This window comes from Acinetobacter sp. UBA1496 (assembly GCF_002324975.1).
Classification (GTDB): Bacteria; Pseudomonadota; Gammaproteobacteria; order Pseudomonadales; family Moraxellaceae; genus Acinetobacter; species Acinetobacter variabilis.
Window position 1 is genome coordinate 38,478 of record NZ_DCRI01000094.1, and the last position, 21,721, is coordinate 60,198.

A 21,721-nucleotide genomic window follows, 5' to 3' on the forward strand; every position below is an offset into this window, starting at 1 on the left:
CAAAATGTTTAAGCCATGCCGCGGATTCTACGTGTCTGAACCTTGCGTTCTCTTTTACTCATCGCCACAGCAAAATATCTAAACCCATCGGCACCATGCGAAGTGTGGTCATGCAGAGGTTTATCCTTCCAGCAGCCCTTCTTGTCATCCCACTCTTTGCGGTAGTTTTCCAGATGAGAAATACCTTCCTCACACTTGGTTTCATCAAACTCACATCGAGGCAGGATTTCACGAGCCAATTCAATGCCGTCCATGATTCCAATATTGGGAACCACCTGGAAACGAACTGAATATTTCACCCCGTCAATCTCATAACCTTCTTTGGCAATATCAAGACGAGATTTACCATCGTTCATCAATGAGCGGTTTTGAATATCATGCGGAGCGTAATGCGCTGAATAGGTATAGCCGCGATCCTTCAAGACCTTGAAGTAATGACGCATGCCTTCACCTGAGTTTTCGTAGTAATCAATCACCTGATAATGATCTTCACCAATCTTTCGAATGAACCAGATCGCCATAGAATCCGACACACCCAAATCCCAGGAGGTCATCACATCTAAATGTGAATTATCAGGCAACTCACCAATACGACCATTCTCGTACAAGAATTTGAATTGCTTCTTGTAGTAAGCACCTTCTACTGATTGAGCAAATGCCTCAGACGGAATAGATGGATACTCACGCTTAATGTCTTCACCAAGCGTTTTCTCTTTCTGCCAGTACCATTGCTGCTGCTCTGGTGTGGTATGGATGTTGTATTTAGCTTTTAGTTCAGCAAAGTAATCTTTTAGGCGCTGCGGAATCTCAGCTGTAACTGGCAAAGCATAATCATGATTCTTCCACCATGGGAAGAAAAAGAATTTCCAGTCCAGGATGCCAAGTGTTCTACCTTGAAGTTGCAATTTCTCAGCAGTCTGGCAGTAGTCATAGAAATAACCCGACTTGCCCTCAGCAGTAGACTCAAGGGTGATCTTTCCACCTAAGCCAACCGCCTCAAAAGCACCAGTGACAATCTCACGCGCCTTATCGGGATACTTGGCACAAATCTTACCGAACTCCGAAATATGTAACCGCTTGAGTGTTCCACCACGAAATGACGTACTAACTGTGACCGATCCACCTTTGGAGAATACAAGCTCTTCTTTAGTCTCAATGCTTAATGGATTGGCTGCACGTAATGGATGTGGCAACTTCTCATAAGCGTATTTGACCTTTTCCCGAAACAGACGTTTAGCATCATGTAGGGTGTGTGCAATCAAGGCACATTTATCCGACATGAATAGTGCAGCATCCAATTGAATGATGCACATCTCAGTCGTAAAGCCGAGCTGACGCGCTTTCAGGATGATGTTTCTCGACCACTCATTTTCAAAATACTCAAGCTGCTCAAGTGTCATCTTAAACTTGACTTGCTTGCCGTTCTTATCAGTGATGTAGTAGAGATTATTTAGCCGCCAGTGCTGATCAATAAGTTTTGCTCTATGCTCAGGTTTAAGCATATGCCCTCCTTATCAACCTTCTTTGCTTAGCTCATCCATCAGATCTGAAATAGACTGAATCTCAAGTTTTCCTGAATGTTCCACCTTGTCTTTAAATGCACCTACAGAGACATGCTTACCAAGCAGTTCAAGGTTCTTGGTTTTGTCAGGCCATTTGATCTTTTTAAGCCAACCTTCGCCATCACTCAGTTCAAGATTCTCAAGATTTACCACGTACTGTCGCCAAACTTTAGGCCATTCATTAACAGGTCGAATCTTCATCTGATCATCCATGATGTCCAAGACATCCATCTGGTCAATTTCGACCAATCGCTTTAGGACATAGTCAGCATCAATCTGGACGCGCTCAGAACGCTCTTTTAGTGCGTCTTGGATAGCTTTTGCGATACTAGGTTTTGCTAGGTTTTCAGCACCAATCTCATTAGCAGTCTTTTCGCTATAACCCGCACGAATCGCGGCTTGCGTAGCATTCAGGTCTATCAGATATTCTTCGACAAACCTTTGCTGTTTAGGCGTTAGGTTCGCCATATTTTTACTCCATCACATATTTAAGATCATCTGGACAAGTCAGCTTCACACCATCTTTCAAGCACCACATTTCAATATCAGTTAAGAACTCAGCCATCTGCTTTGTCGTGGCCTCTGTGATACTCATTCGATTTGATACAAATTGCCGTAATGGCTCATAGCCCGGATTGCGCGATTCTCTTAAATCCCGAATGACCTTGAATGTTTCTGGATATTCGCCAACATTGTCACGATTAAAAATGATTGATAGATACTTGTACTTAAAGAATGCTGCTGATTCTTCTTTATCTAAACCGCGCTGCTTTCCATACTCCGTCATCCATAACCAATACAATCTGCGCTGAGCATCTGAAAGCTTATCTTCCTTCTGATCAATCACCACTCTTAACGGCTTACCCTCATTAATCGCTTGAGTGTAATGGGTATGCATGAAATTAATGGCTTTGGTGATGTCGACATGACTCTGGATAGGAAACACGGCTTTTTGCATTTCCTATCCTCCTTGCGGTTATTGCGCTTGATATAGCTTTTCTTTCAACAAGTAGCCTTCAAGCTGCCAAATCTTTTCACGCGCATTTCCATACGCAACTTTCTGCCCAATTTTGGCATTGAAGTTTTCTGGGCTTGCACATGCTGACTCACCCGTAACCGTGAAACCGTTTTTCAAAACGATTACGCAGAAGGTTAATAGGTCAAGTTGCTGTGGTGGATTAATAAATCGCTCACCCTCAGGCAGTGAGTTAAACTCTTCAGAAGATGCGAGCGCACCTGCATAACCATCACCAGCCGTAAAGTAATGAACACTTTGAATAACTGAATCAATATGATCTGGTGTTATACGGGGTGCATTTAAGCCTTTGTCTTGGATTTCTTGTTCAATCTGCTTTTCGTTTGACATTTTCTTCTCACATAAAAAAGAGCCATTTGGCTCAGTTAAAAAACTTCTTTGTCTGTTTGATTCAGCATCCGCTCAACTTTCACCAGCCACCGATCAAACATTGCTTCACTCTCGGCCCGATTACCCAATTGGAAAGTATCGAACAGATGGTGACAGGTCGGACATAGGCAAACGGTTTTACTATCATCGGCCTTCAATCCCCTGCCTTTACCGTCACGGCTTGAATTTGAATGAGCAGCCTGACTATGTGGATTACCGCACCGAATGCACGGCAGCTTTCTGATTGCTGCGAGTCTTTTGTGGTTGCGCTTCATAGAGATTGATTCTGATGTTTCTTGCCCGCTCTCGATGTCGTTTGAGCTTTTCATCAACATTCACCATCTCTTTAGCAGTCATCATGCTGCGTGACAGGCTGAGCAAAATATCAATCTGGTCGCAATGCTCTTTTAATTCCCTTTGTGCAGATACTATGTCCATGGGTACCACCAATAAGAAAAGAAAAACCCCTCAACATCTAGAATGCGAGGGGCTTTGTTTGCCGTAATACGTCCGGCGATTTTGAAATAAAAAAGCCCGCTTAACTCTCTCCAATTAAACGGGCTTGACTTGCGTTACAACGTCTTTCTTCTTTTGCAGAGCAACTATATTGCTTAAATATTGCAGCTTTATGAAACAGCTCTTTGCTTGAGTGATTGTTATTTAACTTCTTTCAAACAATTCCGACACACCTTGATTTCTTCATCATCAACCGTGTAATCGATCTCAGTCGCACCATGAAGGCCGAATAAGCAGAATAGGCGCTTTAGGAATTGGAGCATTGGACTCTCCTTACACCGGAGCTTATACCGGAGTTAAGCTTTAGTTTTAATTATGGCGAATTCGACCTAATTAGAATCTGGCACGCCATGTAGGACTCGAACCCACAACCATTGGTATAGAAAACCCATGCTCTTTCCAGTTGAGCTAATGGCGCATTATTTCAGGCAACAAAAAAGCCCACCAATGGTGAGCCTTAATCGCTAGTGAACCTGACTACTCAAGCGCACTATACCTGAAATCCTATACTGCGCGTTTAAACGAGTCAATACCAAACACATCAAATATATTAAATTTTTTCCGTATTGGCTCGATATTACTAAAACACTCAGTTTGGCCGTTGAATTTCTTTTTTGGTTGGTATCTGTATTTTCTCAACAAGCGCAATAATAGGCTTTCAAATCGATAGAGCTTTTTCCTATCGCCATTCTGAAGCGTTAAAACATCGTAATCGTATGGAAGTCTGCTTCTATCAGGAAATCTAACATCCATTGACTTTGTGGTGACTCCAATCTTGTAAAATTCTTCATGCTCATCATAGCAACGAATGATATAAATCATTGCGCCCTGATCCATAAGACTACCTTGATTGCACTCCACACATCCTCTGCCTGCCAAGAGCTTTTTGGCTTTTGTGTTAATCCACCCATGCTTAGGGCAATGGATTTTTACCAGTGAATCAACATCCTTATCAAACCTAACCTGTGAGAAATCATAATTAAAATCTTCATAGGTTAATTCCAGAAGTTTCATAAAATTTTGGTGACGAAGTTGCATAGCTGTCGCCACGCAAGTATTATTGCGCACAGTCATTTTGGAGCCTCAATTTCAATGTGATTAGAGCCTGATTGGTGTTGGTAGCACCTGTCAGGCTTGCTTATTTATTATACCAAAAACACCTTTAAATTTATGAAATTCTTAGATTTTTCTTGTAACCATAAAGAAAATATCTAGCATTCCCAACCATAATATTTACCTGCCCTTTTGACTGATTCGTCATGGTCGCCACCGCACTCAAGCTACGATTCTCCACCTTATGCTTTACCAGGCACATCACCGCATACTTAGCTGCGTAATCCACTGCATCAGAGTTAAAGATACCTTTCAGTAAATCCTGCACCTGATCCGCTTCAAAATCACTGATCTCGCACTTGATATAGCACTTCGAGTTACGCGGGGTTTTGTCGGCCTCACGAATCAACCAATAGATCTGGTTCACATGCAAGCCATCCGGTAAATCTCCACCCTTCATACGAACAGTTTCACACCATGCCCCAAACTGTTCCAACCACCCATCAATGTTGTACTTCGTCCAATCCATTACTTCTGTCTTCACCATCGCATTCATCCCTATTCCCTCAAACCCTTAACTTTTCAACTTGAATAATCAGCTTCCCGCCCTTTTCTGATGGCAACCGCTTCACAAGCAATTCATCCACCTGGGAATCATCCAGAATCAATCCACCTTTTGACAAAGCATCGAAGCATGGTTTTACGATGTTATCGATGTCACGTATTTTCGCATCAGGTGGCGCGTATTCGATCTTTACTCGAACTCTGCCCTGATACCCTGCTGGCTCAATAAAACGCTTCATAACGTCAATAAAGTGGATTGCACGCTTACTTAATCGATTGGTCTTGTTGGCCCCACGAATCCAGTAGTGATTCACCGAAGGAGGCGTGATTAAAACTTCACACCAGAGCAATTCATCATTCATCACACTAAATCCTTTCCCTTCGACCAGGTGAGCTGGAACCTTTGGCATTGGATCTGGATTGGATTTCTTTTTCCCCGACTTTGCTGTCACACCAAATCGAGGGCCAATACCGGCTTTTCGTGCCTGTGCTGCGGTGATACGGAGATTAGTCATTGGCACCTCGCAAAACCCATTCAAGCGCAAGAATTTTAAATAAATTACGCTCTCGCTCCCTAAACAGTGGGTTGCCAACTTTCCACGCCCATAAGACCTCTACATCCTTTGTGATCTCGTTGATTTCAGCATTTCGCAACTCTAAGCGTTGGATTTCCGCGACCACATCCCTATTGGATCTCATGACTCACCTCGCAGAACCTTCTTAGCCATCCAATACGCTTCCTCAAATGCATTACTTGCACCCTGATCAAGCATGTCCGCTTTTTCTTTCCATAAACCCCAGCGGTTAGCGCTTTCACCATCCAGATATTCGAGAACTTCATCAACTTTCTTATGTTGACCCTCCAACTCCTTCTTCTTCTCGATATAACAAGCCTCCATGTTGTTGAGCTGGGCTTTCAGGTCGTCAATGATGGCTTGTTGGCGGTTCCATGCCATTTCGGAAACCTTGTGCTCATTACCAAGGAAATAAACTGTTTTCCCATTTGCATTCAGGCTTCTAAACCACTTTTCAAAATCACTCATCTCTCAATCACCACTGTAGTTGGCGCTATATGATTCCGAATATCACTTACATAGTCGGTGCGGTCGTGGTCGGCTAGAGCGGCACGGAGGTCTTTAAGCGGCACACGATTAAATGAGAAGTCTTCTCTTGAATATACTTTTTGCCACATTGGGGCATTCGGTATATCCCAGTATTCATACCAAGAGCCATCAAAATCGTCGTACCCATAATACCTATTGGTATCAATCCCATATTCCTCCCAATAGCGCCCAAGCTCAGGCGCCCCATCCACAATTTCCCGCATTTGTTCGATTGTTAAATTCATGCTGTTCTCTCCATCCGTTTTTTATAGTTCCTGACTGCTGACGCCTTGTTGCATGAAAAACAGCTATTAGTGCTGGTATATCGAAGTGTTCCACCACAGGTCACACATTCAGCACCATGGAAATGCTTTTGACCTTCCTCTCTAGCCTTGTTGCAAGCAATCACATTCGGGTTATTACGTCGTGCATTGGCTGATGCTATGGCTGCCGCCATAACTGCTCGCATAGTCTTTTGGGTATCCCCTACAGGTCGACCATTGAATTGCGAAAACTCACCCGAATAACCTTGTGGCAAAGTCTCGACCTTTCCACCATTTTTCAGAAATGCTTCCACATCATTTTCAAGTTGCTCACGTAGACTTCGCTTAGCCTCGATCTGGGCATGAGTTATATTTTTACCGGCTTGTACCGATTCGATTCGTTGTTGAAGGATCTCGTTCACGCCGCACCCCCGAATAAATCTTCCTGCTCACCCTGGCGCACATCACCACCCCACTGCATAGCCATAGCATCAGCAATCCCTTGATAAGTCCGGCTGCGCTCTTTCCATCGGTCAGGACCTGGTGATAAGTAATGCAATCTTTCACGCTGATTTTTTGGCAAAAGCATCATCTCCTCCTTGACGATATTTGTCGGCTTTAGTGGCTCCAGTCCTTTCAACCATAAACAGGTAGCCTTCTGCTCCATATGTCCAAACATCCAAGGCTGAACAACCTGGCTTTGTTTCACCCCCCCAATTAAGGTTTTTGCATATCCGTGCATAATCGGGTTTTCGATTGCTCGCATCGGGATGTGGTCAGCGTTCAGAAACAGTTTGAAAAACTCAGCGGCATCAAACAGCTTTGGCCAGCGCTTCGGATCTGTATGCAGATGACACACACCAGCGTTGGTCAGGTACGTGCATTCAGGATGTGCAATTAACAAATCCCACTGCTCACCCAGCACATCACGAACATCACCTTGGTAGTGATTACCAGGTGCTTCTGTTGGCAGTAGATCGCAACTCATAGCGTCATGACCAAGTGCGGCAAAAGCATCGCGGACACGGCCTGAATATTCACAAGCAATTAGAATCTTCACACCCCACCCCCTGCGCTTTCCTTAAAACCTTTAATTTTCTGCTTGGCTTCTTCCAGGTACTTCTTGAGTTCATCACCTTGAAGCGGTTGACTAGGCTCTGGTGCAGGCCCATGACCCCACTCACCAAGATCAACTACCATCTTCTTCTCGATGGCCTTAGGACGCTCCCAGATTGCTTGCTGTTGCCCTTGTTCAGCATATTCCTTAACTACGTCCACATAGTTGTCTTTAAACGCCTCATACGCTAAATAAGAGGCCCTATCGATGTTCTTTGCCCACTGGATATCAGCAAACATTTCATAACAGCGGTCATACGCTTCTTTTTCGGCATTTGTGATCGGGTGGTTGTTATCACCAAGCCATTTCACGATATTGCCCAGTGCTGCATGTTTCCCCTTGAATGAATCAACAACACGTTGCTGCTCAGTACCAAAACCTGTAATCCCAAGACACCACTTGCGGAACATTGCCGGATCTGGACAAAAGCCGTTATCACGGACCATGCGAAGGCCTAGATCAATTTCCTCTCTTGAAAGTCCTTCGATACAGATTTTCATTGCATGACCAATTGCTTCAATCGGCATACCTTCAAATGTTTTTTCAAAAGAGCGCGGTGCAATTGCCTTGAAGATTCCAACCAGTTGACCGGTCTTGATTGGCTGAACCGCAGTTTGTTGATTAGTAACCATAGCTGTCATTGCCCTGCTCCTCTTTTGCGATCAACTGTTGGATTTCATCCCAGCGAGATGGTTTTGGGTTTTGTTGTCCAGGTGTGAATTGCTGCTTTGGTGCAAACAAACCTTGATAGTTGCCAGTGATTGAAGTTTTCAAAGACTCATTGCTGCCATCAAATCCCCACTTCTGGAAATCTTTGTAAATCGCATTCAGGGCATTTTTGGTCAGCTTTGTTTTTGCTGTTTGAGAGCGACTAGATACGTATTGCTCCCAAAGAGAGAAATCACAAAGAAGTGAAAATCTTTCTGAAGTCAGTTTGATCACTTCGTCATAAGATAATTTGCGAGCCTTGTCTTTGCGTTCAGCTTCGGCTTTTGCTTTTTCCTGTTTTTTAAGAAATAGGCTGTTGTTAAAAACAATGATTAAATTTTTAGAGCGAAGCGGGCTTATATAAATATCTATATTTAAATATCTATAAGTAATATCTATTGAGTGTTCAGCTGGTGAACTAGGTTGTGGTTCACTTTCTGAACTAGTGCGGTTCACTTCCTGAACTAGTTTAGATTTTGAACTAGTCTTTTTACTGAACTTCTCAACCAGAGAAACCTCATTTAAAAGATACTTATTTCCAAACTTTGGATGACTCCCAATGATGCTAATAACCCCAAGTTCAGTCAGCTCTTTAAGGCCTTTTGCAACAGTTGCCCGCCCAAGAGTGCGAGACCCAACAAGGTTTTTGTTGCCTTGCAGTTGAGAGTAACTAACGTAATCAGATTCCTTATTAAATCCAGTTAGGTAATTCTCCAATCGCGCATAGATCCGCATTGCTGCATCACTCAAGAAAGGCTCAACTTCATTGCGGTAAAGGCGGCTTGACATGACATAACCCTTGTCAAATTTGTCGGCCATTTTTTTACCTTTGCTGAAAGGGACAATATTGTCCTCATGTTTTTTTAGGGCACTCATGCGGCTACTCCTTGCTCTAACCACTTCGCAATGCGAGTAATTAATTTTTGAGTAAGTTTTACCTGTGTGAATACCTTTTCACCCGACTCAAATAAGCGAGGTGCAGAGGTCACAACATGAATAAGCTTTTGATCAACAGATTTTTGATAAGCCTGAATTTTTCCGTGTTGGTCACGATATACAACCTTGTGGTCAAGAAGATATTGAACCAACTTGTTTTGACCAACCTTAAGGATTTTTGCGGATTCACGAATGCCTAGTACATTGGTGCAGTCAGCAATGCGATCCAAGCCTTTGGCCTTTGGCTCCAGTACCGCTACTTTTTGAGTAAGCTCAATATTAAGTTTGGCTTGTACTTCGATTGCTTGAAGTAGATGTGCTGGGTTGGTGATGTCAAAGCTATTTTTAGCCTTTAGTGCTTCTTCCATTGCGGTCATGCGGTCAAACACTTGAGCTTGTAGCTCATAGCTATATGACATAGCCATCAAGCAGGCTTCGCGTTTTGGGAAGTTATAGATATGGCGTGTATTATTGTTGCCGTAGTTTTGCGTTCCGATAAATTTCGGAGCGTGCCCCTCACCCAAAACACTTGGTACTTTCCGCATAAAGTCGTCATGACGAAGTTCTTTATATGGCTTTTCGGCAGTAGCAACTTCTTTGCGATGAATGTTAATAAAATCAACAATCTCAGGTGATGACATTGTTACTTCGTTTATGTTAAAATTTTCTTGTGTTAACATATTCATGTTCATTTCCTTCTCGGGTTTGTGAACAACCGAAAAGCCTGATCTCGCAAATCAGGCTTTTTCTCGTTGTAGAGCTGATAAATACTTTGCACACTCGCCTTTCATGGCTTTACGCAAAGATTGAATTTTCTGTTCGATTTCTTCGAGGATGCGATCTGTCTCATCCATTTCCGCAGGTGTTACCACACCATCTTCCAAAGCAGATAAAACCTGTTTATTTGCTGCACCATTGCCTACATTCATGCCAAGAAGTGATTCAAGAACACCTAGTTCATGATCCTTGCCTTGAGCTTGTTCTACTGGAACCAATACAAAACCTAATTTGTGCGCCCATACTTTTAATGGAGCTGGATTCTGTGTGTAGGTCAGCATCGCTTCAAATGCCTTTAGACTCGGCAAATGGTTTTCCATGTTTGGATTGGCATAGTTCAAAATCGTGTTGTGAGACACACCAACAACATCAGCAATCTCTTTAGGTGTAATCCCGTTTGATTGGTGAATCATCTTGTGCAATGCGGTTTTGGTCTCTTTCGATATATCCATGTGAACACCTTGTTTACTTTCACGTTTATTAAAAACGCTAAATTGTTGATAATTGGTTTAAGCAGCAACGGTATGATGTTTTGGGTTAGCCTTATCCATAAGCCAATCGGTAGTGATAAGACCGTTACTGTTACTAGCTAGTGTTTGTGCGTAGCTTGTTTCACCTGTGTAATCTGTTCTAGGAAGCGATCCCTTCTCTTCCATTTTGCGAACTGCTACATAGGAGATTCCTAATAGGTTTGCGGCTTTTGTTCGCCCACCTACAGCATTAATCGCTTTTTGCATGGGGTTCATAATTTAAACCTTAGTTAAACCAGATAAACTAAGTTTATTAAACCACCAGTTACATAATAATGCAACCTATGGTTGATTCCTTTCGACCGTTTTTTACTTGATAATTTAACCAAAGGTTAAAGTGTGTAGATATGGAAACTATTGCTGATCGCTTACAGAAGGCATTACTTGCTAAAAAACTTTCATGGTCGAAAGCTTCAACAATGATTGGGCTTAGTCCGCAAGCACCTGCTAAATGGAAAAAAGGCCAGATTAGTAAAGAGACTCTGGAAAAATTAGCAGAGGTGCTTGAAGTTGATGTTGGTTGGCTTATATCAGGAGATAACCCCCTTATCACCCCCTCAAAATCTAATGGGAATACGGGTGCAATAAGTGAGGGGTATGGAAATGTAAAACCTACAGGGAAGACATTAAGGAAGATTCCGGTGCTAGATTTTGTTCAAGCAGGCATATGGAGAGAGGTTGTATATGATGGCGTTCACCCTAAAGGCGAAACCTATACAACTTATGAAGGTTTAGACCCTAAAGCTGTATTTTCATTAACAATTGATGGAATGAGTATGGCACCAGAGTTTATGCCAGGTGATGCGATTGTGGTTGATGCTGCGAAAGCCCCAGTGCCAGGATCGCTGGTTGTTGCTCAGGAAATTCAGCAAGGCGTAGCCCTAACCACTTTTAAAAAATATCGCGTTATTGGGATAAATGAGCATGGTGTAGATATTGTCGAATTGGTGCCATTAAACCCTGATTTTCCTACTTACAACTCTTTGCAAATAGAAATCTCCATCATTGGTGTGGTTGTTCAGCACCACAGAGAGTTTAAATATTAATAAAAAGCCGCTATATGCAGCTTGGGTGTATTGACTACAAACCTTTAACAATAATTTATTTGTTCGGGGCTAGAATTAGGGGGAAAAATGTCTGAAATAGTTCAAAATTACACAATCTCAAATGAAGATCAAGCTATTGATTTACTTGATTATTTATTAAATGAAAAATTAAATTTAGAGCATGTAAATTTAGAATTTGATGGTTGGCCAAATTACCATCTGCATGTTGAGGGGGATAAATATCACCAGACTATTACCCCTTCAATTATGAATGGATTTCTGGAACTACAGTCTGGAATTTATAAATCTTACGCTCTTATAAAGTATGATACAGAAACAACCCAATGTTTGACCAAGGCCGAACGTCAAGAGTTGGAAATAGAAGTTAAAGTAGAAGACGGGTCTTCTTCATTTGATATAAACTTAACTGAAATTGGCATTAAACTTGTTGAGAGTACTGCTGGAAAAATGAGTCCGACTCAAGCTGTCGTTATAATTCTATCCTGCCTAGTTCTATATTTTGGAAAAAATTATCTCCAACAAATTCTTACGGCTAGAAAAGAGGCAAGAGAGGCTGAACTTGATCAACAAAAAAATGCCGAAGATAGGAAAGAGCGTCTAGAAACTATAAAGATTTTGACAGAACAGAATCAAAAATTTGTTGATGTAATTTCTAAGGCCAATCAATTCGATCCTAGAATAAAGAAAATGGAACAGCATGCAGCCGATACTAATGCTGCCATATTAAAAAGTGTTCAAGATGCAGATCAAGCTGAGATACAAAACGCTGTATCTTTACCAGGTGATGTCGCTAAAGAGTTATCCATAACCCCAAAAACAAGATGGGAGCCTCTTCGAATAGATGATTGGTATAGGGTTTTAGAGGTTGATTCTTCAAATGCAGCTAGTCGAAAAATCAGACTTCAAAGAATTAAAGATAATAAAGAGTTAATAAGTGTTCTCGAAAATGACTCACTGGATCAGAAAAATCTACAGCTAATTCAACAGGCAGAATGGAAATATGCGAAAATTTTTCTTCATGTAGAAACCCTTACACTAAATGGGCGATATAAGGAATCTAGGATTATAGGTGCAGTTAACATTGATGAGTCTGATGAGGATGAATGAAGTCTGAATCCTTTATAATCATACAAACCCACCCCAGCGGTGGGTTTTCTTTTGTCTATTAAAGCATATTTAAACCTATTTTTAACTATTTTTCACCTATGGTTTAAATTTCTCTTGCTTTCTATTTATACCTTTGGTTTAATAATTTCATCGAAACAACAAAAAGCCCCAGCGTAGCCTACGACAACTACCTGGAGCGTGACCCACAACCCACTGTGAGTGAAATTATTATGAATCTAAAACCAATATTAATCAATGCCGCCCTGCTCGCCTCCGCAATAGCAATCAGTGGCTGTGCTGCTCAGGCTGAATCTATCGAAGATCAGCCACAAGTCAACATCGCTGCAAAGCAATACAAAGTTCAAAGCGTGAACTGCAATCAGATCTGTGTCGCTACTGTTAAAGCTGGTGAATACAGCATCTATGTCGAGTATGCCTTAGACGATGCCTCAGTCGAGTTTCTGGACATTCTGAATGTGGTGCATTTTGACAAGACGATTAATGCTTATGTTGATCGTTATGAAATTGAAAAGATTAATGCTGCGATTGCGAAGGGAGAGCGCTAATGGGTAATCCAACTTTAGAGCAGTTCCTTAAAGATGTTGCCCACCATCAACTGACTGTGAACCTAGATCAAGGTGTATTCCGAGATATTACGATTGCAGCCCCTAACACCATAGCAATGCACTACAACATCACTACTCGCCCGGGCTATTTAATGTTTACCGGTGACATGGGGAGTTTTGTATTTCAGCGCACCAATGACATGTTTGGTTTCTTTCGACCTCAATCAGGCTATTACATCAACCCGGGTTATTGGGGAGAAAAAGTAGAAGCTGGTGTCATTCGTGAGTTTGATATCGATACGGCAAATTCTTCTGTACAAGGCTATTTAACCAATTTTCTGGAAGATTTAGATCTGTCTGATCCTGAGGATAGAGAAAAATCCAAGCAGGCACTGGAGGCTGTCACCAGTTTCATAAGTGGAACTCAAGGATCAGGTGAGTTTGATTTCTGGAATGAAATCAATTCTTGGGATGCAGATGAAGCGGGTGGCATGGATTTAACAGATTTTTTTGAAGCCCCAACCACCAAAGCTACTTTTCACTATATCTGGTGCTGCTACGCAATTGTTCACGCAATCAAGCTGTATGACGCGCATAAATCTAATGAGGTGCCAGCATGAACACTTACGCTCAATTCTGTGGATGTGGTGCGGCAATGCGACCGATCCATCACATCGGAAACCAGTCTTTATTCCTGTGCCGTGATGGTCATAGCACCAAAGTAATTGACTGCAAAGTGAATGAAGATTTCACCCGTGATTTGTACTTTTTAGACCTGCCAAGCTTCAGGGTTGATCTGGATATTTCGATTGAAGATAACGTGCTGACCTTTGGTTTATATCGCCAGATTGGTGAAAACCTGTGGGCAACGGCTGATTGTTCAGTGGCTGTATTGCCACACACGATGACGCAAATGCGCAGCTCGAATGGTGACATGCGATATGCCGAGCCGGTGGATATTGATTCTTGGTTGGTGGTGAAAGATACACCTGTGACCTTGCTGGATGTTTGGAATTTTGAAGCTGAGGAAGGTCAGACATTTGCGCTGACGGATGAGCAGATTAAGGAATTACAGCGTCTTGTGAATGAGTACGCGGAACAACTATTTGAAGAGGTGGTTTGAGATGAATGCACCAGTGAAATCAGAAAATCAGGTTGCTGAGCATGATCCTAAGTCAATCAAGGCTTATGTATCAGACGCGAAAATCCGCCAAAAATTTGAAGAAGTGCTAGGTAAAAAAACTCAAGGCTTTCTGGCTTCGGTAATGCAGGTGGCGAACCAACCACAACTTAAAGGCGCAGTACCAGCAACTGTAATCAATGCGGCAATGATGGCAGCAACACTGGATCTGCCAATCAATAATAACCTTGGATTTGCTTACATTGTTCCATACAAGCGCAAGTTTAAAGATGCTCAAGGTAAATGGTCTGAGTCTTTAGAGGCTCAATTTCAGATGGGATACAAAGGCTTTATTCAGTTGGCACAGCGTTCAGGTCAGTTTGCACGTATTGCAGCAACACCAGTATTTGAAGGTCAATTGATTTCAGCAAACCCCCTGCTTGGCTATGAGTTCGACTGGACAGTTCCAAATCAGGGTGAAGCAATTGGTTATGTGGCTTTCTTTAAGTTGTTGAATGGTTTTACTGCTGAGCTTTACATGAGTAAGGCAGATGTGATGAAGCACGCTGGAAATTACAGCCAGTCTTATAAATTTGCTCAAGGGCAAATAAACCAAGGTAAAAAGGCATCAAGTGTTTGGCATGAAAACTTCGATTCTATGGCCCTTAAAACAGTGACCAAGCTGCTGTTATCAAAACAAGCACCGCTTTCAATTGAGATGCAGACGGCACAACTTGCGGATCAGGCGATTGTTCGTGATGTGGAAACCAATGATTTTGATTATATCGACCATAACGAAAGTGTTGGTGCTATCGAAACCAAAATGACTGTTCCAGATGCTGAGTTTCCAGTGCTTCTTGAGCAAGTTAAAGCAGGCGCATTCGAGAAAGACTATGTGCTGAGTGAGTACGCGCTGACAGATGCACAACGTCAAGCTGTGGAGGTGCTGCCATGAAGTTATTCCGGTGCTCCTCTCTGCATAAACTAATTGGTGATGGTCGCTCTAAAGCGGCTGTCATCAGCGATACAGCAAAATCAGCCATTCGCGATGTGGTGAAAGAGGATCTTTACGGCTTCCGCTCATTCACCGGCAATCAGTACACGGCCAAAGGCAACATGCTTGAAGAGTTGGCAATTGAAATGTCTGGAAAGATGCGTTTCAAGAAGTTCAAAAAACATGAAGGCCGAGTGAATACAGATTTGATCACTGGTGAATGCGACATCCTGGACTTAAACACACCGACTATCGGCGATACAAAATGTACTTGGGATATTGGCACCCATCCTTTCTTCATGGATGAGGCAATCGAGAAGGTTAAAAAAGCTGGTTATGACGTGCAGTTGCATGGGTATTTCATGGCTTATGAGGACTGGCACCTTAAGACCTTTGGCAAAGAAATTAAGTTTGAAAGTGGCTTTATTGATTTCTGGTTATTCCCTTGCCCGGTTGAACTCACAAAGGATTGGGATGATAGAGAACAGTTGATCGACATGGTTGAAGCTATCGACATTCGTGAGCGACTCACAACCGTGGTGATCGAGCGTGATGAGTCAATCATCCAGAAGATCAAAGACAAGATTCCGCACTGTCAGGAGTATTACGCAAAGCTTATGGCTGAACGTAGCAAGGGAGTGAAAGCAGCATGAAAAAACATTACCGAGTCCATCCACTCATGAGTGAAGCCTTCATTATCTGGCTCACTCACCTTGGGTATAAATGCGTAATTTCCGCTGGCGGTGCACAGTTTTATAACACTGCTACAGGTAAAGGTTTTCCGCGAAACGTAATGATTATGGCGAATGGTCGCTTGAATAAAGCAGCGACTGAGTTGTTTGAAGAATTTAAGGGGCATAACCCTTTTGGCGAGGTGGCAGCATGAGCACATTAAAAGATTTGAACAAGCACCTGTTTGATCAACTGGATCGCTTGGCAAAGGCTGATAAGGATAGCCTGGATTCTGAAGTTAAGCGCGCCCAAGTCATTTCACAAGTGAGTGAGCAGATTGTGGATGCACACAAAACTCAATTGGAAGCTGTGAAACTGGTGGCTCAATACAAAGGCCTTAACTCGAATCAAGAAGCGCCACAGATTTCTGTTGGTGATATGAATGTGAGTGTTTGATATGGCGAAAGGTAAACCGATCAAATACACCGAAGAAATGCTGATGTTTTTACGTCAGCATGAGGAAACGCCACGTGCTGAGCTAACTTGCAAATTTAATGAGAAATTTGGCTACAGCCTTTCAGTGGACAGCATAAAAGCAAAGTGTTTACGAATGGGGTTAAAGACTGGCCGAAACGGTTGTTTTTCACCTGGTCATAAAACTTGGAATGCTGGAGTAAAAGGACTTACCAGTGCCAACTCAACATCGTTCAAGAAAGGCAATACTCCTTTCAACCACAGGCCGGTTGGTTATGAGCGAATCACTGTTGATGGTTATGTTGAGATTAAAACGGCTGAGCCGAATGTTTTTGAGTTGAAGCACAGGTGGATCTGGGAGCAACAACATGGACCAATCCCTGACAACCATGTCCTTGTTTTTAAGAATATGAACAAGCAGGACTGTCGGTTAGATAATCTAATGCTGATCACCAGGGCTGAACTTGCTCGATTGAATCAATCTTTTTCAAAGCTTGCCACGCCAGACACAAATGAGACGTGCATCCTGATGGCAAAACTTAAAGATAAAACACATAAATTGAAGGTGGCGTGATGGATATTCAGAAAGAAAGAGAAGCTTTTGAAAGCTGGTGGGAAGGGTTTCATAACGGCCGTCAAATAGCATGTGATTATGTTGAAGAAGATAATTCTTACTCGGTCGGATATGCAAATGCTCAGTGGGTGGCATGGCAAGCCAAAGCCCATGCTGTGCCGGAATGGATTGAAACAGCAATTCAGCCACCAGAAGAAGGCCAGAAGGTTATTATTTCTGGAATTTATGGAGTGGGAATAGCTGAGTTCTCGTACCTGTATAAGGATGAATTTGTTATGTATGACATGGGTGCAAGCAACCCGATACTTAGTAAAGATCAGGTTAAATTCTGGATGCCATTACCCGATGCGCCACAGGAGCCAGCAAATGACTGATAAATGTGTAAATACAGGGAACTGGATTGAAATGTGCGAATTTCTCAGTGAAGTGACTCGCAATCAATATGGCGACATTCAGGGTCTGACCATGAGCAGACGCGACATTGATTCATGTCGACTAGAAATCGTAGCAGGTCGATTCAAAAAAAATCGTGTTGCTTTAAATTACTGCCCTTTTTGTGGTGTTGATATTCGCACTGAACATAAGGAGCCAGCCAATGACTGAAATTCAACAAACAAATGTCGACAAAGAATTAGAGATCGATAAGCAAGTAAACCTGATCGATCACTTCATCCAAAGCGGTGAATTTGATAAGGCTTTTAAAGATGTGTTTGGGTTACCTGAAAGTGTGGTGAAGTCTTTGGGAGAAGTATCTTGAATAACTATACCTACCCCACTCACGAGCATCTTGAAATTGATATTGAAAGTGATGTGATTAATTTTCCAAGACGTGACTTTCAAAAGTGTCAGCACATACAGGTGGCTATTGACTCTAAAGCAATGGAATTGGTTTGCAAGCAATGCGAAGCCAAGGTTAATCCAGTTTTGTGGATTAAGGACAGTATTGAATATTTTGCTCGATTGCAAAATCGAATTCAGGAAGCTCGAGAAAAGCTGAAAGAGGATGAGGAGGAATTAAAAGTTCGATCTCGCACTCGTTGCCAGCATTGTAGAAAAATGACAGTAATCAATTTAAAGCATCACAAATTTGTGGTTTTGTAGGAGGTGTCCAGTGAATCTAATTAAGCAGTTGGGCGGGTATGAAAGAGCCAAAGCATTTCTTAATGCTGCATCTTACACAATGGATGAGTTAATCATGATGCAGAGATCTGGAGTTCGACCTCAGCATGTAGAAAAAGCCCTCCTCGAATACCGCCGCCAGCACAATATTTTTGAGGTTGGGGATAAGGTAGTTTCAATCAACAGCGCATTTATTGAATATCAAGGCGTTTTAAATATTGATTTTATTGATAAATTCAACCTAATGCTTTCAGATGATAGCAAGGGATTCGAGGTTAATGCTATTTGCGGATGGGGTGAGATTATTCGCCACGCCAATGATGAAGAAATCAAAGCAGGTAAAAGATTGGAGGTGAATCAATGACAGCAATGGCGAACATGGGTAACTTTATTGTTGCCCTGCCACCTTCAGACATTTGGTTGACAGATGAACAGGCGGCAGATTTTTTGGGTTATGCAAATACTTATTTTAAAGCATCAATTATTTGCTTAAAAGGATTCCCAAAACCAAGATACATTATGACAAATTCAAAAGGTCGCAGATGGAACCTTAAAAAATTATCTGACTGGCTAGAAAGTAGGCCGGAAGATTTAAAAAAAGCAGTAGGCAGACCCCGCAAAATATAGCGGGGTTTTTCTTGATTAAAATATGGATTACGCCAGAATTACGCCAAAGGTATTGCAAGTTATTGATTTTATAAGTAGTAGTGGTGCGCTCAGCGGGACTCGAACCCACGCCACAGGCTTCGGAGACCTGTACTCTATCCAGTTGAGCTATGAGCGCGCGATGCACATCATAACAAAAATTCGCATAAGGTAAAGCAACTATCTATAACTTCGTTATTTTTATGCCTATCCTTTATACAGTGTGCCAAAACAGCAACAGAGAATTCCATGTGAATGACTTGGTTTATTTTGCAAGATCACTCACAATATCTCAACTTTTCACCATTTGAGATCTCTATGACTGATGCGCTGACATTAAGGGATTTGTCGAAGACCTATGGAAATGGTTTTCAGGCACTTAAAGGAATCAACTTAACTGTACCTGAAGGTGAATTCTATGCCCTGTTAGGACCTAATGGCGCGGGCAAGTCCACTACTATTGGTATTATCAGTTCATTAACAAGAAAAACCTCTGGAACTGTTGAGATTTTTGGTCACAATCTGGATACCCACCCTTCTGAAGCCAAACAATGTTTAGGCGTAGTACCCCAAGAATTTAACTTCGCCCAGTTTGAAAAGACCTTTGATATTCTGGTCACTCAAGCTGGTTATTACGGTATTTCTAAAAAAATTGCTCAAGCGCGTGCTGAAGAATATTTAAATAAACTGGGTCTTTGGGAAAAACGCGCTACTCAAGCTCGCATGCTTTCAGGTGGTATGAAACGTCGCCTGATGATCGCCCGTGCGATGATGCATGAACCAAAATTATTGATTCTGGATGAACCGACCGCCGGTGTGGATATCGAATTGCGTCGTTCCATGTGGGATTTTCTTAATGAAATGAACAATAATGGTACTTCTATTATTTTGACGACTCATTATCTGGAAGAAGCAGAGATGTTGTGTCGTCGGATTGCGATTATCGACCGTGGTGTGATCAAAGAAGATACCACCATGAAGAACTTCCTGAATCAGCTTAATGAAGAATCCTTTATCTTCGATCTGGCTGCGCCTATTGAGCCATTAAATATTGAAATTATTGGTGTGAAATTTAATTTAGTTGATCCAATGACCCTAGAAGTGACACTGGATAAAGCTCATAGCATGAATGACCTGTTCCAGTTACTGGAATCTCAGAATATTCAAGTACGCAGTATGCGTAACAAGTCAAATCGCTTAGAAGAACTGTTTGTGAAAATGGTCGAGAAAAATCTGGATGGAGCTGCACAATGAATATAAATCAGCTCGGCGTCGCCTTATATACCATCGTTCATAAAGAAGTTCGCCGCTTTATGCGGATCTGGCCACAAACCCTGTTGCCACCTGCCATTACCATGAGTCTATATTTCGTGATCTTCGGTAATCTGGTCGGTTCACGTATTGGAGAAATGGGCGGCTATAGTTATATGGAGTTTATTGTCCCTGGTCTGATTATGATGGCTGTGATTACTAATAGTTATGCCAACGTTTCTTCCAGCTTCTTTAGCTCAAAATTTCAGAAAAGCATTGAAGAGCTAATTATGAGCCCTGTACCTTTACATGCCATTTTATGGGGCTATGTATTGGGTGGTGTAATTCGTGGTCTGTTTGTTGCCATTATTGTCAGTGCCATGAGCCTGTTTTTTGCAGACCTTTATATTACTAACTGGTTTGTGACTATATATACAGTACTCATTACCTCGCTATTATTCTCTCTAGGCGGTTTTGTTAATGCTGTCTATGCCAAATCTTTTGATGATATTTCGATCATCCCGACTTTTGTACTTACACCACTGACCTATTTAGGCGGTGTATTTTATGCGATTTCAGCCTTAAGTCCGTTCTGGCAAAATCTCTCTTTAGTTAATCCGATCGTGTATATGGTCAATGCGTTCCGTTTCGGCATTTTAGGTCATAGTGATGTCAATGTTTCCATTTCATTGGTCGTGATTACTTTCTGGTGTGCCGTGCTTTACGGTATTGCTTACTATTTATTGTCTCGTGGTTCAGGAATGCGTGAATAATGAGTGTAGAACATTCTCTCCTTGGTAAAGACACCAACTACCCAACAGAGTATCAACCCGATATTTTGTTTCCGATTTCCCGTGCGCCTGCCCGTGAAAAATATGCCCATGTTGAAGCTATTCAGCAAGGTAAAGACTGGTGGCATGTATTTGAAATTTCTTGGTTAAATGCTGCCGGCGTACCTCAAGTGGCAATTGGTCGAATTACCCTACCAGCATTTTCCCCAAATCTCATTGAATCAAAATCTTTAAAGCTATATTTCAATAGTCTGAACTTTGCCAAGTTTGATTCGCAAGAGGCCTTTATTACAACTGTAGAAAAAGACCTCTCAAAAGCTGCCGGTGCTGAAATCACACTGGATCTTTTCCATGTTGATGAACTGGAAATTTCCAAGCCTGAAGGTATCTGTATTGATGACCTGACTCCGGAACGCCTGGAAAATCATCCGGACGCTTCTTTATTGTCTTTAAATCAGCACAGCGATGAAAATATCGAAGTGCAACTCTATTCACATTTATTAAGAAGTAACTGCCCAGTCACTGGACAACCGGACTGGGGTACAGTATTTATACGCTATCAGGGCAAAAAACCTTGTTATAAGAGTATTTTGGCTTATATTATTTCGTATCGTCAGCACAATGGTTTTCACGAACAATGTGTGGAACAGATGTTTGCCGATATCTGGCAAAATCTGAAACCGGAAAAGCTGATGGTATATGCGACCTATACACGCCGTGGTGGATTGGATATCAACCCTTGTCGTGTATCGGATTCCACATGGATGCCTCGCCCTATTCGTTTAGCGCGACAATAAAAAACATTGA

39 protein-coding genes and 2 tRNA genes are annotated in these 21,721 nt (G+C 42.1%); 19 read left to right on the forward strand and 22 right to left on the reverse strand.

The window, feature by feature from the left end:
• Positions 1-8 precede the first annotated feature (8 nt).
• The 21 genes from B3143_RS11125 to B3143_RS11225 form a co-directional block, all read right to left on the reverse strand.
• Positions 9-1,502, reverse strand: coding sequence for a terminase (locus tag B3143_RS11125; protein ID WP_286740574.1), 1,494 nt, complete (start codon positions 1,500-1,502; stop codon positions 9-11).
• A gap of 12 nt (positions 1,503-1,514) precedes the next feature.
• Positions 1,515-2,030, reverse strand: coding sequence for a terminase small subunit (locus B3143_RS11130; protein ID WP_262475872.1), 516 nt, complete (start codon positions 2,028-2,030; stop codon positions 1,515-1,517).
• Positions 2,031-2,034: 4 nt separating this feature from the next.
• Positions 2,035-2,520, reverse strand: a complete 486-nt coding sequence (locus B3143_RS11135) for a hypothetical protein (RefSeq protein WP_286740575.1) — start codon at positions 2,518-2,520, stop codon at positions 2,035-2,037.
• A gap of 18 nt (positions 2,521-2,538) precedes the next feature.
• Entirely contained in the window at positions 2,539-2,928 is a 390-nt protein-coding gene (locus tag B3143_RS11140; RefSeq protein ID WP_286740576.1) for a Gp49 family protein, read from the reverse strand.
• Positions 2,929-2,963: 35 nt separating this feature from the next.
• Positions 2,964-3,242 (reverse strand): hypothetical protein, encoded by a 279-nt coding sequence (locus B3143_RS11145; protein ID WP_286740577.1) that lies wholly within the window; start codon positions 3,240-3,242, stop codon positions 2,964-2,966.
• Positions 3,181-3,405 (reverse strand): hypothetical protein, encoded by a 225-nt coding sequence (locus B3143_RS11150; protein WP_286740578.1) that lies wholly within the window; start codon positions 3,403-3,405, stop codon positions 3,181-3,183. The genes B3143_RS11145 and B3143_RS11150 overlap by 62 nt, the downstream gene beginning before the upstream one ends.
• 218 nt (positions 3,406-3,623) lie before the next feature.
• On the reverse strand, positions 3,624-3,746 hold the full coding sequence (locus B3143_RS11155; protein WP_286740579.1) for a hypothetical protein: 123 nt from the start codon (positions 3,744-3,746) through the stop codon (positions 3,624-3,626).
• A 78-nt stretch (positions 3,747-3,824) separates the two neighbouring features.
• A tRNA-Arg gene (locus B3143_RS11160) sits at positions 3,825-3,901 on the reverse strand.
• Positions 3,902-3,987: 86 nt separating this feature from the next.
• Positions 3,988-4,557 carry a GIY-YIG nuclease family protein gene (locus B3143_RS11165; protein WP_286740580.1) on the reverse strand — a complete coding sequence of 190 codons (570 nt, stop codon included), beginning with the start codon at positions 4,555-4,557 and terminating at the stop codon, positions 3,988-3,990.
• A 94-nt stretch (positions 4,558-4,651) separates the two neighbouring features.
• Positions 4,652-5,092, reverse strand: a complete 441-nt coding sequence (locus B3143_RS11170) for a hypothetical protein (RefSeq protein WP_286740582.1) — start codon at positions 5,090-5,092, stop codon at positions 4,652-4,654.
• 10 nt (positions 5,093-5,102) lie between these two features.
• A complete protein-coding gene (locus tag B3143_RS11175; protein ID WP_286740584.1) occupies positions 5,103-5,615 on the reverse strand; it encodes a RusA family crossover junction endodeoxyribonuclease in 513 nt (170 codons plus the stop codon).
• Positions 5,608-5,799 carry a hypothetical protein gene (locus tag B3143_RS11180; protein ID WP_286740585.1) on the reverse strand — a complete coding sequence of 64 codons (192 nt, stop codon included), beginning with the start codon at positions 5,797-5,799 and terminating at the stop codon, positions 5,608-5,610. The genes B3143_RS11175 and B3143_RS11180 overlap by 8 nt, the downstream gene beginning before the upstream one ends.
• The gene (locus B3143_RS11185) at positions 5,796-6,143 is read right to left on the reverse strand and encodes a hypothetical protein (RefSeq protein ID WP_286740586.1); all 348 of its coding nucleotides are present in this window, start codon (positions 6,141-6,143) and stop codon (positions 5,796-5,798) included. Before B3143_RS11185 ends, B3143_RS11180 begins: the two co-directional genes overlap by 4 nt.
• Positions 6,140-6,448 carry a hypothetical protein gene (locus tag B3143_RS11190; protein WP_286740587.1) on the reverse strand — a complete coding sequence of 103 codons (309 nt, stop codon included), beginning with the start codon at positions 6,446-6,448 and terminating at the stop codon, positions 6,140-6,142. Before B3143_RS11190 ends, B3143_RS11185 begins: the two co-directional genes overlap by 4 nt.
• Positions 6,445-6,888 (reverse strand): hypothetical protein, encoded by a 444-nt coding sequence (locus B3143_RS11195; protein ID WP_286740589.1) that lies wholly within the window; start codon positions 6,886-6,888, stop codon positions 6,445-6,447. Before B3143_RS11195 ends, B3143_RS11190 begins: the two co-directional genes overlap by 4 nt.
• Complete coding sequence (locus tag B3143_RS11200) at positions 6,885-7,526, reverse strand: hypothetical protein (RefSeq protein WP_286740590.1); 642 nt, start codon at positions 7,524-7,526, stop codon at positions 6,885-6,887. Before B3143_RS11200 ends, B3143_RS11195 begins: the two co-directional genes overlap by 4 nt.
• Entirely contained in the window at positions 7,523-8,224 is a 702-nt protein-coding gene (locus B3143_RS11205; protein ID WP_286740592.1) for a hypothetical protein, read from the reverse strand. Before B3143_RS11205 ends, B3143_RS11200 begins: the two co-directional genes overlap by 4 nt.
• Positions 8,205-9,167 carry a hypothetical protein gene (locus B3143_RS11210; RefSeq protein WP_286740594.1) on the reverse strand — a complete coding sequence of 321 codons (963 nt, stop codon included), beginning with the start codon at positions 9,165-9,167 and terminating at the stop codon, positions 8,205-8,207. The genes B3143_RS11205 and B3143_RS11210 overlap by 20 nt, the downstream gene beginning before the upstream one ends.
• Positions 9,164-9,913 carry a phage antirepressor KilAC domain-containing protein gene (locus B3143_RS11215; RefSeq protein WP_286740595.1) on the reverse strand — a complete coding sequence of 250 codons (750 nt, stop codon included), beginning with the start codon at positions 9,911-9,913 and terminating at the stop codon, positions 9,164-9,166. Before B3143_RS11215 ends, B3143_RS11210 begins: the two co-directional genes overlap by 4 nt.
• A gap of 51 nt (positions 9,914-9,964) precedes the next feature.
• The gene (locus tag B3143_RS11220; RefSeq protein WP_286740596.1) at positions 9,965-10,456 is read right to left on the reverse strand and encodes a phage regulatory CII family protein; all 492 of its coding nucleotides are present in this window, start codon (positions 10,454-10,456) and stop codon (positions 9,965-9,967) included.
• 57 nt (positions 10,457-10,513) lie between these two features.
• Positions 10,514-10,750, reverse strand: coding sequence for a hypothetical protein (locus tag B3143_RS11225; RefSeq protein ID WP_034703031.1), 237 nt, complete (start codon positions 10,748-10,750; stop codon positions 10,514-10,516).
• A gap of 131 nt (positions 10,751-10,881) precedes the next feature.
• On the opposite strand from B3143_RS11225, the gene B3143_RS11230 reads away from it, so the two are divergent.
• The 16 genes from B3143_RS11230 (at position 10,882) to B3143_RS11305 (ending at position 18,854) form a co-directional block, all read left to right on the forward strand.
• Positions 10,882-11,580: a helix-turn-helix domain-containing protein gene (locus B3143_RS11230; RefSeq protein ID WP_286740598.1), complete on the forward strand. Its 699-nt coding sequence runs from the start codon at positions 10,882-10,884 to the stop codon at positions 11,578-11,580.
• 87 nt (positions 11,581-11,667) lie between these two features.
• Positions 11,668-12,708, forward strand: coding sequence for a hypothetical protein (locus tag B3143_RS11235; protein WP_286740600.1), 1,041 nt, complete (start codon positions 11,668-11,670; stop codon positions 12,706-12,708).
• A gap of 230 nt (positions 12,709-12,938) precedes the next feature.
• Entirely contained in the window at positions 12,939-13,274 is a 336-nt protein-coding gene (locus tag B3143_RS11240; RefSeq protein WP_286740602.1) for a hypothetical protein, read from the forward strand.
• On the forward strand, positions 13,274-13,894 hold the full coding sequence (locus tag B3143_RS11245; RefSeq protein WP_286740603.1) for a hypothetical protein: 621 nt from the start codon (positions 13,274-13,276) through the stop codon (positions 13,892-13,894). Before B3143_RS11240 ends, B3143_RS11245 begins: the two co-directional genes overlap by 1 nt.
• Entirely contained in the window at positions 13,891-14,397 is a 507-nt protein-coding gene (locus B3143_RS11250) for a hypothetical protein (protein WP_286740604.1), read from the forward strand. The genes B3143_RS11245 and B3143_RS11250 overlap by 4 nt, the downstream gene beginning before the upstream one ends.
• 1 nt (position 14,398) lies before the next feature.
• Positions 14,399-15,349, forward strand: coding sequence for a recombinase RecT (locus B3143_RS11255; RefSeq protein ID WP_286740606.1), 951 nt, complete (start codon positions 14,399-14,401; stop codon positions 15,347-15,349).
• Positions 15,346-16,041 carry a hypothetical protein gene (locus B3143_RS11260; protein ID WP_286740608.1) on the forward strand — a complete coding sequence of 232 codons (696 nt, stop codon included), beginning with the start codon at positions 15,346-15,348 and terminating at the stop codon, positions 16,039-16,041. Before B3143_RS11255 ends, B3143_RS11260 begins: the two co-directional genes overlap by 4 nt.
• On the forward strand, positions 16,038-16,274 hold the full coding sequence (locus B3143_RS11265) for a hypothetical protein (protein ID WP_286740610.1): 237 nt from the start codon (positions 16,038-16,040) through the stop codon (positions 16,272-16,274). Before B3143_RS11260 ends, B3143_RS11265 begins: the two co-directional genes overlap by 4 nt.
• Positions 16,271-16,516, forward strand: a complete 246-nt coding sequence (locus B3143_RS11270) for a hypothetical protein (protein WP_180012974.1) — start codon at positions 16,271-16,273, stop codon at positions 16,514-16,516. Before B3143_RS11265 ends, B3143_RS11270 begins: the two co-directional genes overlap by 4 nt.
• Before the next feature lies 1 nt (position 16,517).
• Positions 16,518-17,108: an HNH endonuclease signature motif containing protein gene (locus B3143_RS11275; protein WP_286740612.1), complete on the forward strand. Its 591-nt coding sequence runs from the start codon at positions 16,518-16,520 to the stop codon at positions 17,106-17,108.
• The gene (locus B3143_RS11280) at positions 17,108-17,482 is read left to right on the forward strand and encodes a hypothetical protein (RefSeq protein ID WP_286740613.1); all 375 of its coding nucleotides are present in this window, start codon (positions 17,108-17,110) and stop codon (positions 17,480-17,482) included. Before B3143_RS11275 ends, B3143_RS11280 begins: the two co-directional genes overlap by 1 nt.
• The gene (locus B3143_RS11285) at positions 17,475-17,711 is read left to right on the forward strand and encodes a hypothetical protein (protein WP_286740614.1); all 237 of its coding nucleotides are present in this window, start codon (positions 17,475-17,477) and stop codon (positions 17,709-17,711) included. The genes B3143_RS11280 and B3143_RS11285 overlap by 8 nt, the downstream gene beginning before the upstream one ends.
• Positions 17,704-17,865 carry a hypothetical protein gene (locus tag B3143_RS11290; protein WP_262477490.1) on the forward strand — a complete coding sequence of 54 codons (162 nt, stop codon included), beginning with the start codon at positions 17,704-17,706 and terminating at the stop codon, positions 17,863-17,865. Before B3143_RS11285 ends, B3143_RS11290 begins: the two co-directional genes overlap by 8 nt.
• Positions 17,862-18,209, forward strand: a complete 348-nt coding sequence (locus B3143_RS11295) for a hypothetical protein (protein ID WP_004782415.1) — start codon at positions 17,862-17,864, stop codon at positions 18,207-18,209. The genes B3143_RS11290 and B3143_RS11295 overlap by 4 nt, the downstream gene beginning before the upstream one ends.
• Positions 18,210-18,219: 10 nt before the next feature.
• Positions 18,220-18,591, forward strand: coding sequence for a hypothetical protein (locus B3143_RS11300; RefSeq protein WP_262477488.1), 372 nt, complete (start codon positions 18,220-18,222; stop codon positions 18,589-18,591).
• Positions 18,588-18,854: a hypothetical protein gene (locus B3143_RS11305; RefSeq protein ID WP_262477487.1), complete on the forward strand. Its 267-nt coding sequence runs from the start codon at positions 18,588-18,590 to the stop codon at positions 18,852-18,854. Before B3143_RS11300 ends, B3143_RS11305 begins: the two co-directional genes overlap by 4 nt.
• Positions 18,855-18,935: 81 nt before the next feature.
• Here B3143_RS11305 and B3143_RS11310 read toward each other — a convergent pair.
• Positions 18,936-19,011, reverse strand: a tRNA-Arg gene (locus B3143_RS11310).
• Positions 19,012-19,190: 179 nt separating this feature from the next.
• Between B3143_RS11310 and B3143_RS11315 the strand changes: the two genes are divergently transcribed.
• From B3143_RS11315 to queF, 3 genes are read left to right on the forward strand one after another with little or no spacing between them, the layout of a single operon-like run.
• A complete protein-coding gene (locus B3143_RS11315; protein ID WP_004784471.1) occupies positions 19,191-20,126 on the forward strand; it encodes an ABC transporter ATP-binding protein in 936 nt (311 codons plus the stop codon).
• Positions 20,123-20,896 carry an ABC transporter permease gene (locus B3143_RS11320; protein WP_286740616.1) on the forward strand — a complete coding sequence of 258 codons (774 nt, stop codon included), beginning with the start codon at positions 20,123-20,125 and terminating at the stop codon, positions 20,894-20,896. Before B3143_RS11315 ends, B3143_RS11320 begins: the two co-directional genes overlap by 4 nt.
• Entirely contained in the window at positions 20,896-21,711 is an 816-nt protein-coding gene (gene queF / locus B3143_RS11325; protein WP_004784475.1) for an NADPH-dependent 7-cyano-7-deazaguanine reductase QueF, read from the forward strand. Before B3143_RS11320 ends, queF begins: the two co-directional genes overlap by 1 nt.
• The last annotated feature ends 10 nt before the right edge of the window (positions 21,712-21,721 follow it).

Bases quoted from the DNA above. Each gene is read 5' to 3' on its own strand.
- B3143_RS11315 (WP_004784471.1), top strand. From the start codon at position 19,191: ATGACTGATGCGCTGACATTAAGGGATTTGTCGAAGACCTATGGAAAT.
- B3143_RS11235 (WP_286740600.1), top strand. From the start codon at position 11,668: ATGTCTGAAATAGTTCAAAATTACACAATCTCAAATGAAGATCAAGCT.
- queF (WP_004784475.1), top strand. From the start codon at position 20,896: ATGAGTGTAGAACATTCTCTCCTTGGTAAAGACACCAACTACCCAACA.
- B3143_RS11215 (WP_286740595.1), bottom strand. From the start codon at position 9,913: ATGAATATGTTAACACAAGAAAATTTTAACATAAACGAAGTAACAATG.
- B3143_RS11140 (WP_286740576.1), bottom strand. From the start codon at position 2,928: ATGTCAAACGAAAAGCAGATTGAACAAGAAATCCAAGACAAAGGCTTA.
- B3143_RS11185 (WP_286740586.1), bottom strand. From the start codon at position 6,143: ATGAGTGATTTTGAAAAGTGGTTTAGAAGCCTGAATGCAAATGGGAAA.
- B3143_RS11260 (WP_286740608.1), top strand. From the start codon at position 15,346: ATGAAGTTATTCCGGTGCTCCTCTCTGCATAAACTAATTGGTGATGGT.
- B3143_RS11320 (WP_286740616.1), top strand. From the start codon at position 20,123: ATGAATATAAATCAGCTCGGCGTCGCCTTATATACCATCGTTCATAAA.
- B3143_RS11175 (WP_286740584.1), bottom strand. From the start codon at position 5,615: ATGACTAATCTCCGTATCACCGCAGCACAGGCACGAAAAGCCGGTATT.
- B3143_RS11180 (WP_286740585.1), bottom strand. From the start codon at position 5,799: ATGAGATCCAATAGGGATGTGGTCGCGGAAATCCAACGCTTAGAGTTG.
- B3143_RS11205 (WP_286740592.1), bottom strand. From the start codon at position 8,224: ATGACAGCTATGGTTACTAATCAACAAACTGCGGTTCAGCCAATCAAG.
- B3143_RS11130 (WP_262475872.1), bottom strand. From the start codon at position 2,030: ATGGCGAACCTAACGCCTAAACAGCAAAGGTTTGTCGAAGAATATCTG.
- B3143_RS11210 (WP_286740594.1), bottom strand. From the start codon at position 9,167: ATGAGTGCCCTAAAAAAACATGAGGACAATATTGTCCCTTTCAGCAAA.
- B3143_RS11135 (WP_286740575.1), bottom strand. From the start codon at position 2,520: ATGCAAAAAGCCGTGTTTCCTATCCAGAGTCATGTCGACATCACCAAA.
- B3143_RS11290 (WP_262477490.1), top strand. From the start codon at position 17,704: ATGACTGAAATTCAACAAACAAATGTCGACAAAGAATTAGAGATCGAT.
- B3143_RS11225 (WP_034703031.1), bottom strand. From the start codon at position 10,750: ATGAACCCCATGCAAAAAGCGATTAATGCTGTAGGTGGGCGAACAAAA.
- B3143_RS11220 (WP_286740596.1), bottom strand. From the start codon at position 10,456: ATGGATATATCGAAAGAGACCAAAACCGCATTGCACAAGATGATTCAC.
- B3143_RS11170 (WP_286740582.1), bottom strand. From the start codon at position 5,092: ATGAATGCGATGGTGAAGACAGAAGTAATGGATTGGACGAAGTACAAC.
- B3143_RS11285 (WP_286740614.1), top strand. From the start codon at position 17,475: ATGACTGATAAATGTGTAAATACAGGGAACTGGATTGAAATGTGCGAA.
- B3143_RS11255 (WP_286740606.1), top strand. From the start codon at position 14,399: ATGAATGCACCAGTGAAATCAGAAAATCAGGTTGCTGAGCATGATCCT.
- B3143_RS11240 (WP_286740602.1), top strand. From the start codon at position 12,939: ATGAATCTAAAACCAATATTAATCAATGCCGCCCTGCTCGCCTCCGCA.
- B3143_RS11155 (WP_286740579.1), bottom strand. From the start codon at position 3,746: ATGCTCCAATTCCTAAAGCGCCTATTCTGCTTATTCGGCCTTCATGGT.
- B3143_RS11265 (WP_286740610.1), top strand. From the start codon at position 16,038: ATGAAAAAACATTACCGAGTCCATCCACTCATGAGTGAAGCCTTCATT.
- B3143_RS11275 (WP_286740612.1), top strand. From the start codon at position 16,518: ATGGCGAAAGGTAAACCGATCAAATACACCGAAGAAATGCTGATGTTT.
- B3143_RS11145 (WP_286740577.1), bottom strand. From the start codon at position 3,242: ATGAAGCGCAACCACAAAAGACTCGCAGCAATCAGAAAGCTGCCGTGC.
- B3143_RS11250 (WP_286740604.1), top strand. From the start codon at position 13,891: ATGAACACTTACGCTCAATTCTGTGGATGTGGTGCGGCAATGCGACCG.
- B3143_RS11190 (WP_286740587.1), bottom strand. From the start codon at position 6,448: ATGAATTTAACAATCGAACAAATGCGGGAAATTGTGGATGGGGCGCCT.
- B3143_RS11270 (WP_180012974.1), top strand. From the start codon at position 16,271: ATGAGCACATTAAAAGATTTGAACAAGCACCTGTTTGATCAACTGGAT.
- B3143_RS11245 (WP_286740603.1), top strand. From the start codon at position 13,274: ATGGGTAATCCAACTTTAGAGCAGTTCCTTAAAGATGTTGCCCACCAT.
- B3143_RS11280 (WP_286740613.1), top strand. From the start codon at position 17,108: ATGGATATTCAGAAAGAAAGAGAAGCTTTTGAAAGCTGGTGGGAAGGG.
- B3143_RS11150 (WP_286740578.1), bottom strand. From the start codon at position 3,405: ATGGACATAGTATCTGCACAAAGGGAATTAAAAGAGCATTGCGACCAG.
- B3143_RS11165 (WP_286740580.1), bottom strand. From the start codon at position 4,557: ATGACTGTGCGCAATAATACTTGCGTGGCGACAGCTATGCAACTTCGT.
- B3143_RS11305 (WP_262477487.1), top strand. From the start codon at position 18,588: ATGACAGCAATGGCGAACATGGGTAACTTTATTGTTGCCCTGCCACCT.
- B3143_RS11230 (WP_286740598.1), top strand. From the start codon at position 10,882: ATGGAAACTATTGCTGATCGCTTACAGAAGGCATTACTTGCTAAAAAA.
- B3143_RS11125 (WP_286740574.1), bottom strand. From the start codon at position 1,502: ATGCTTAAACCTGAGCATAGAGCAAAACTTATTGATCAGCACTGGCGG.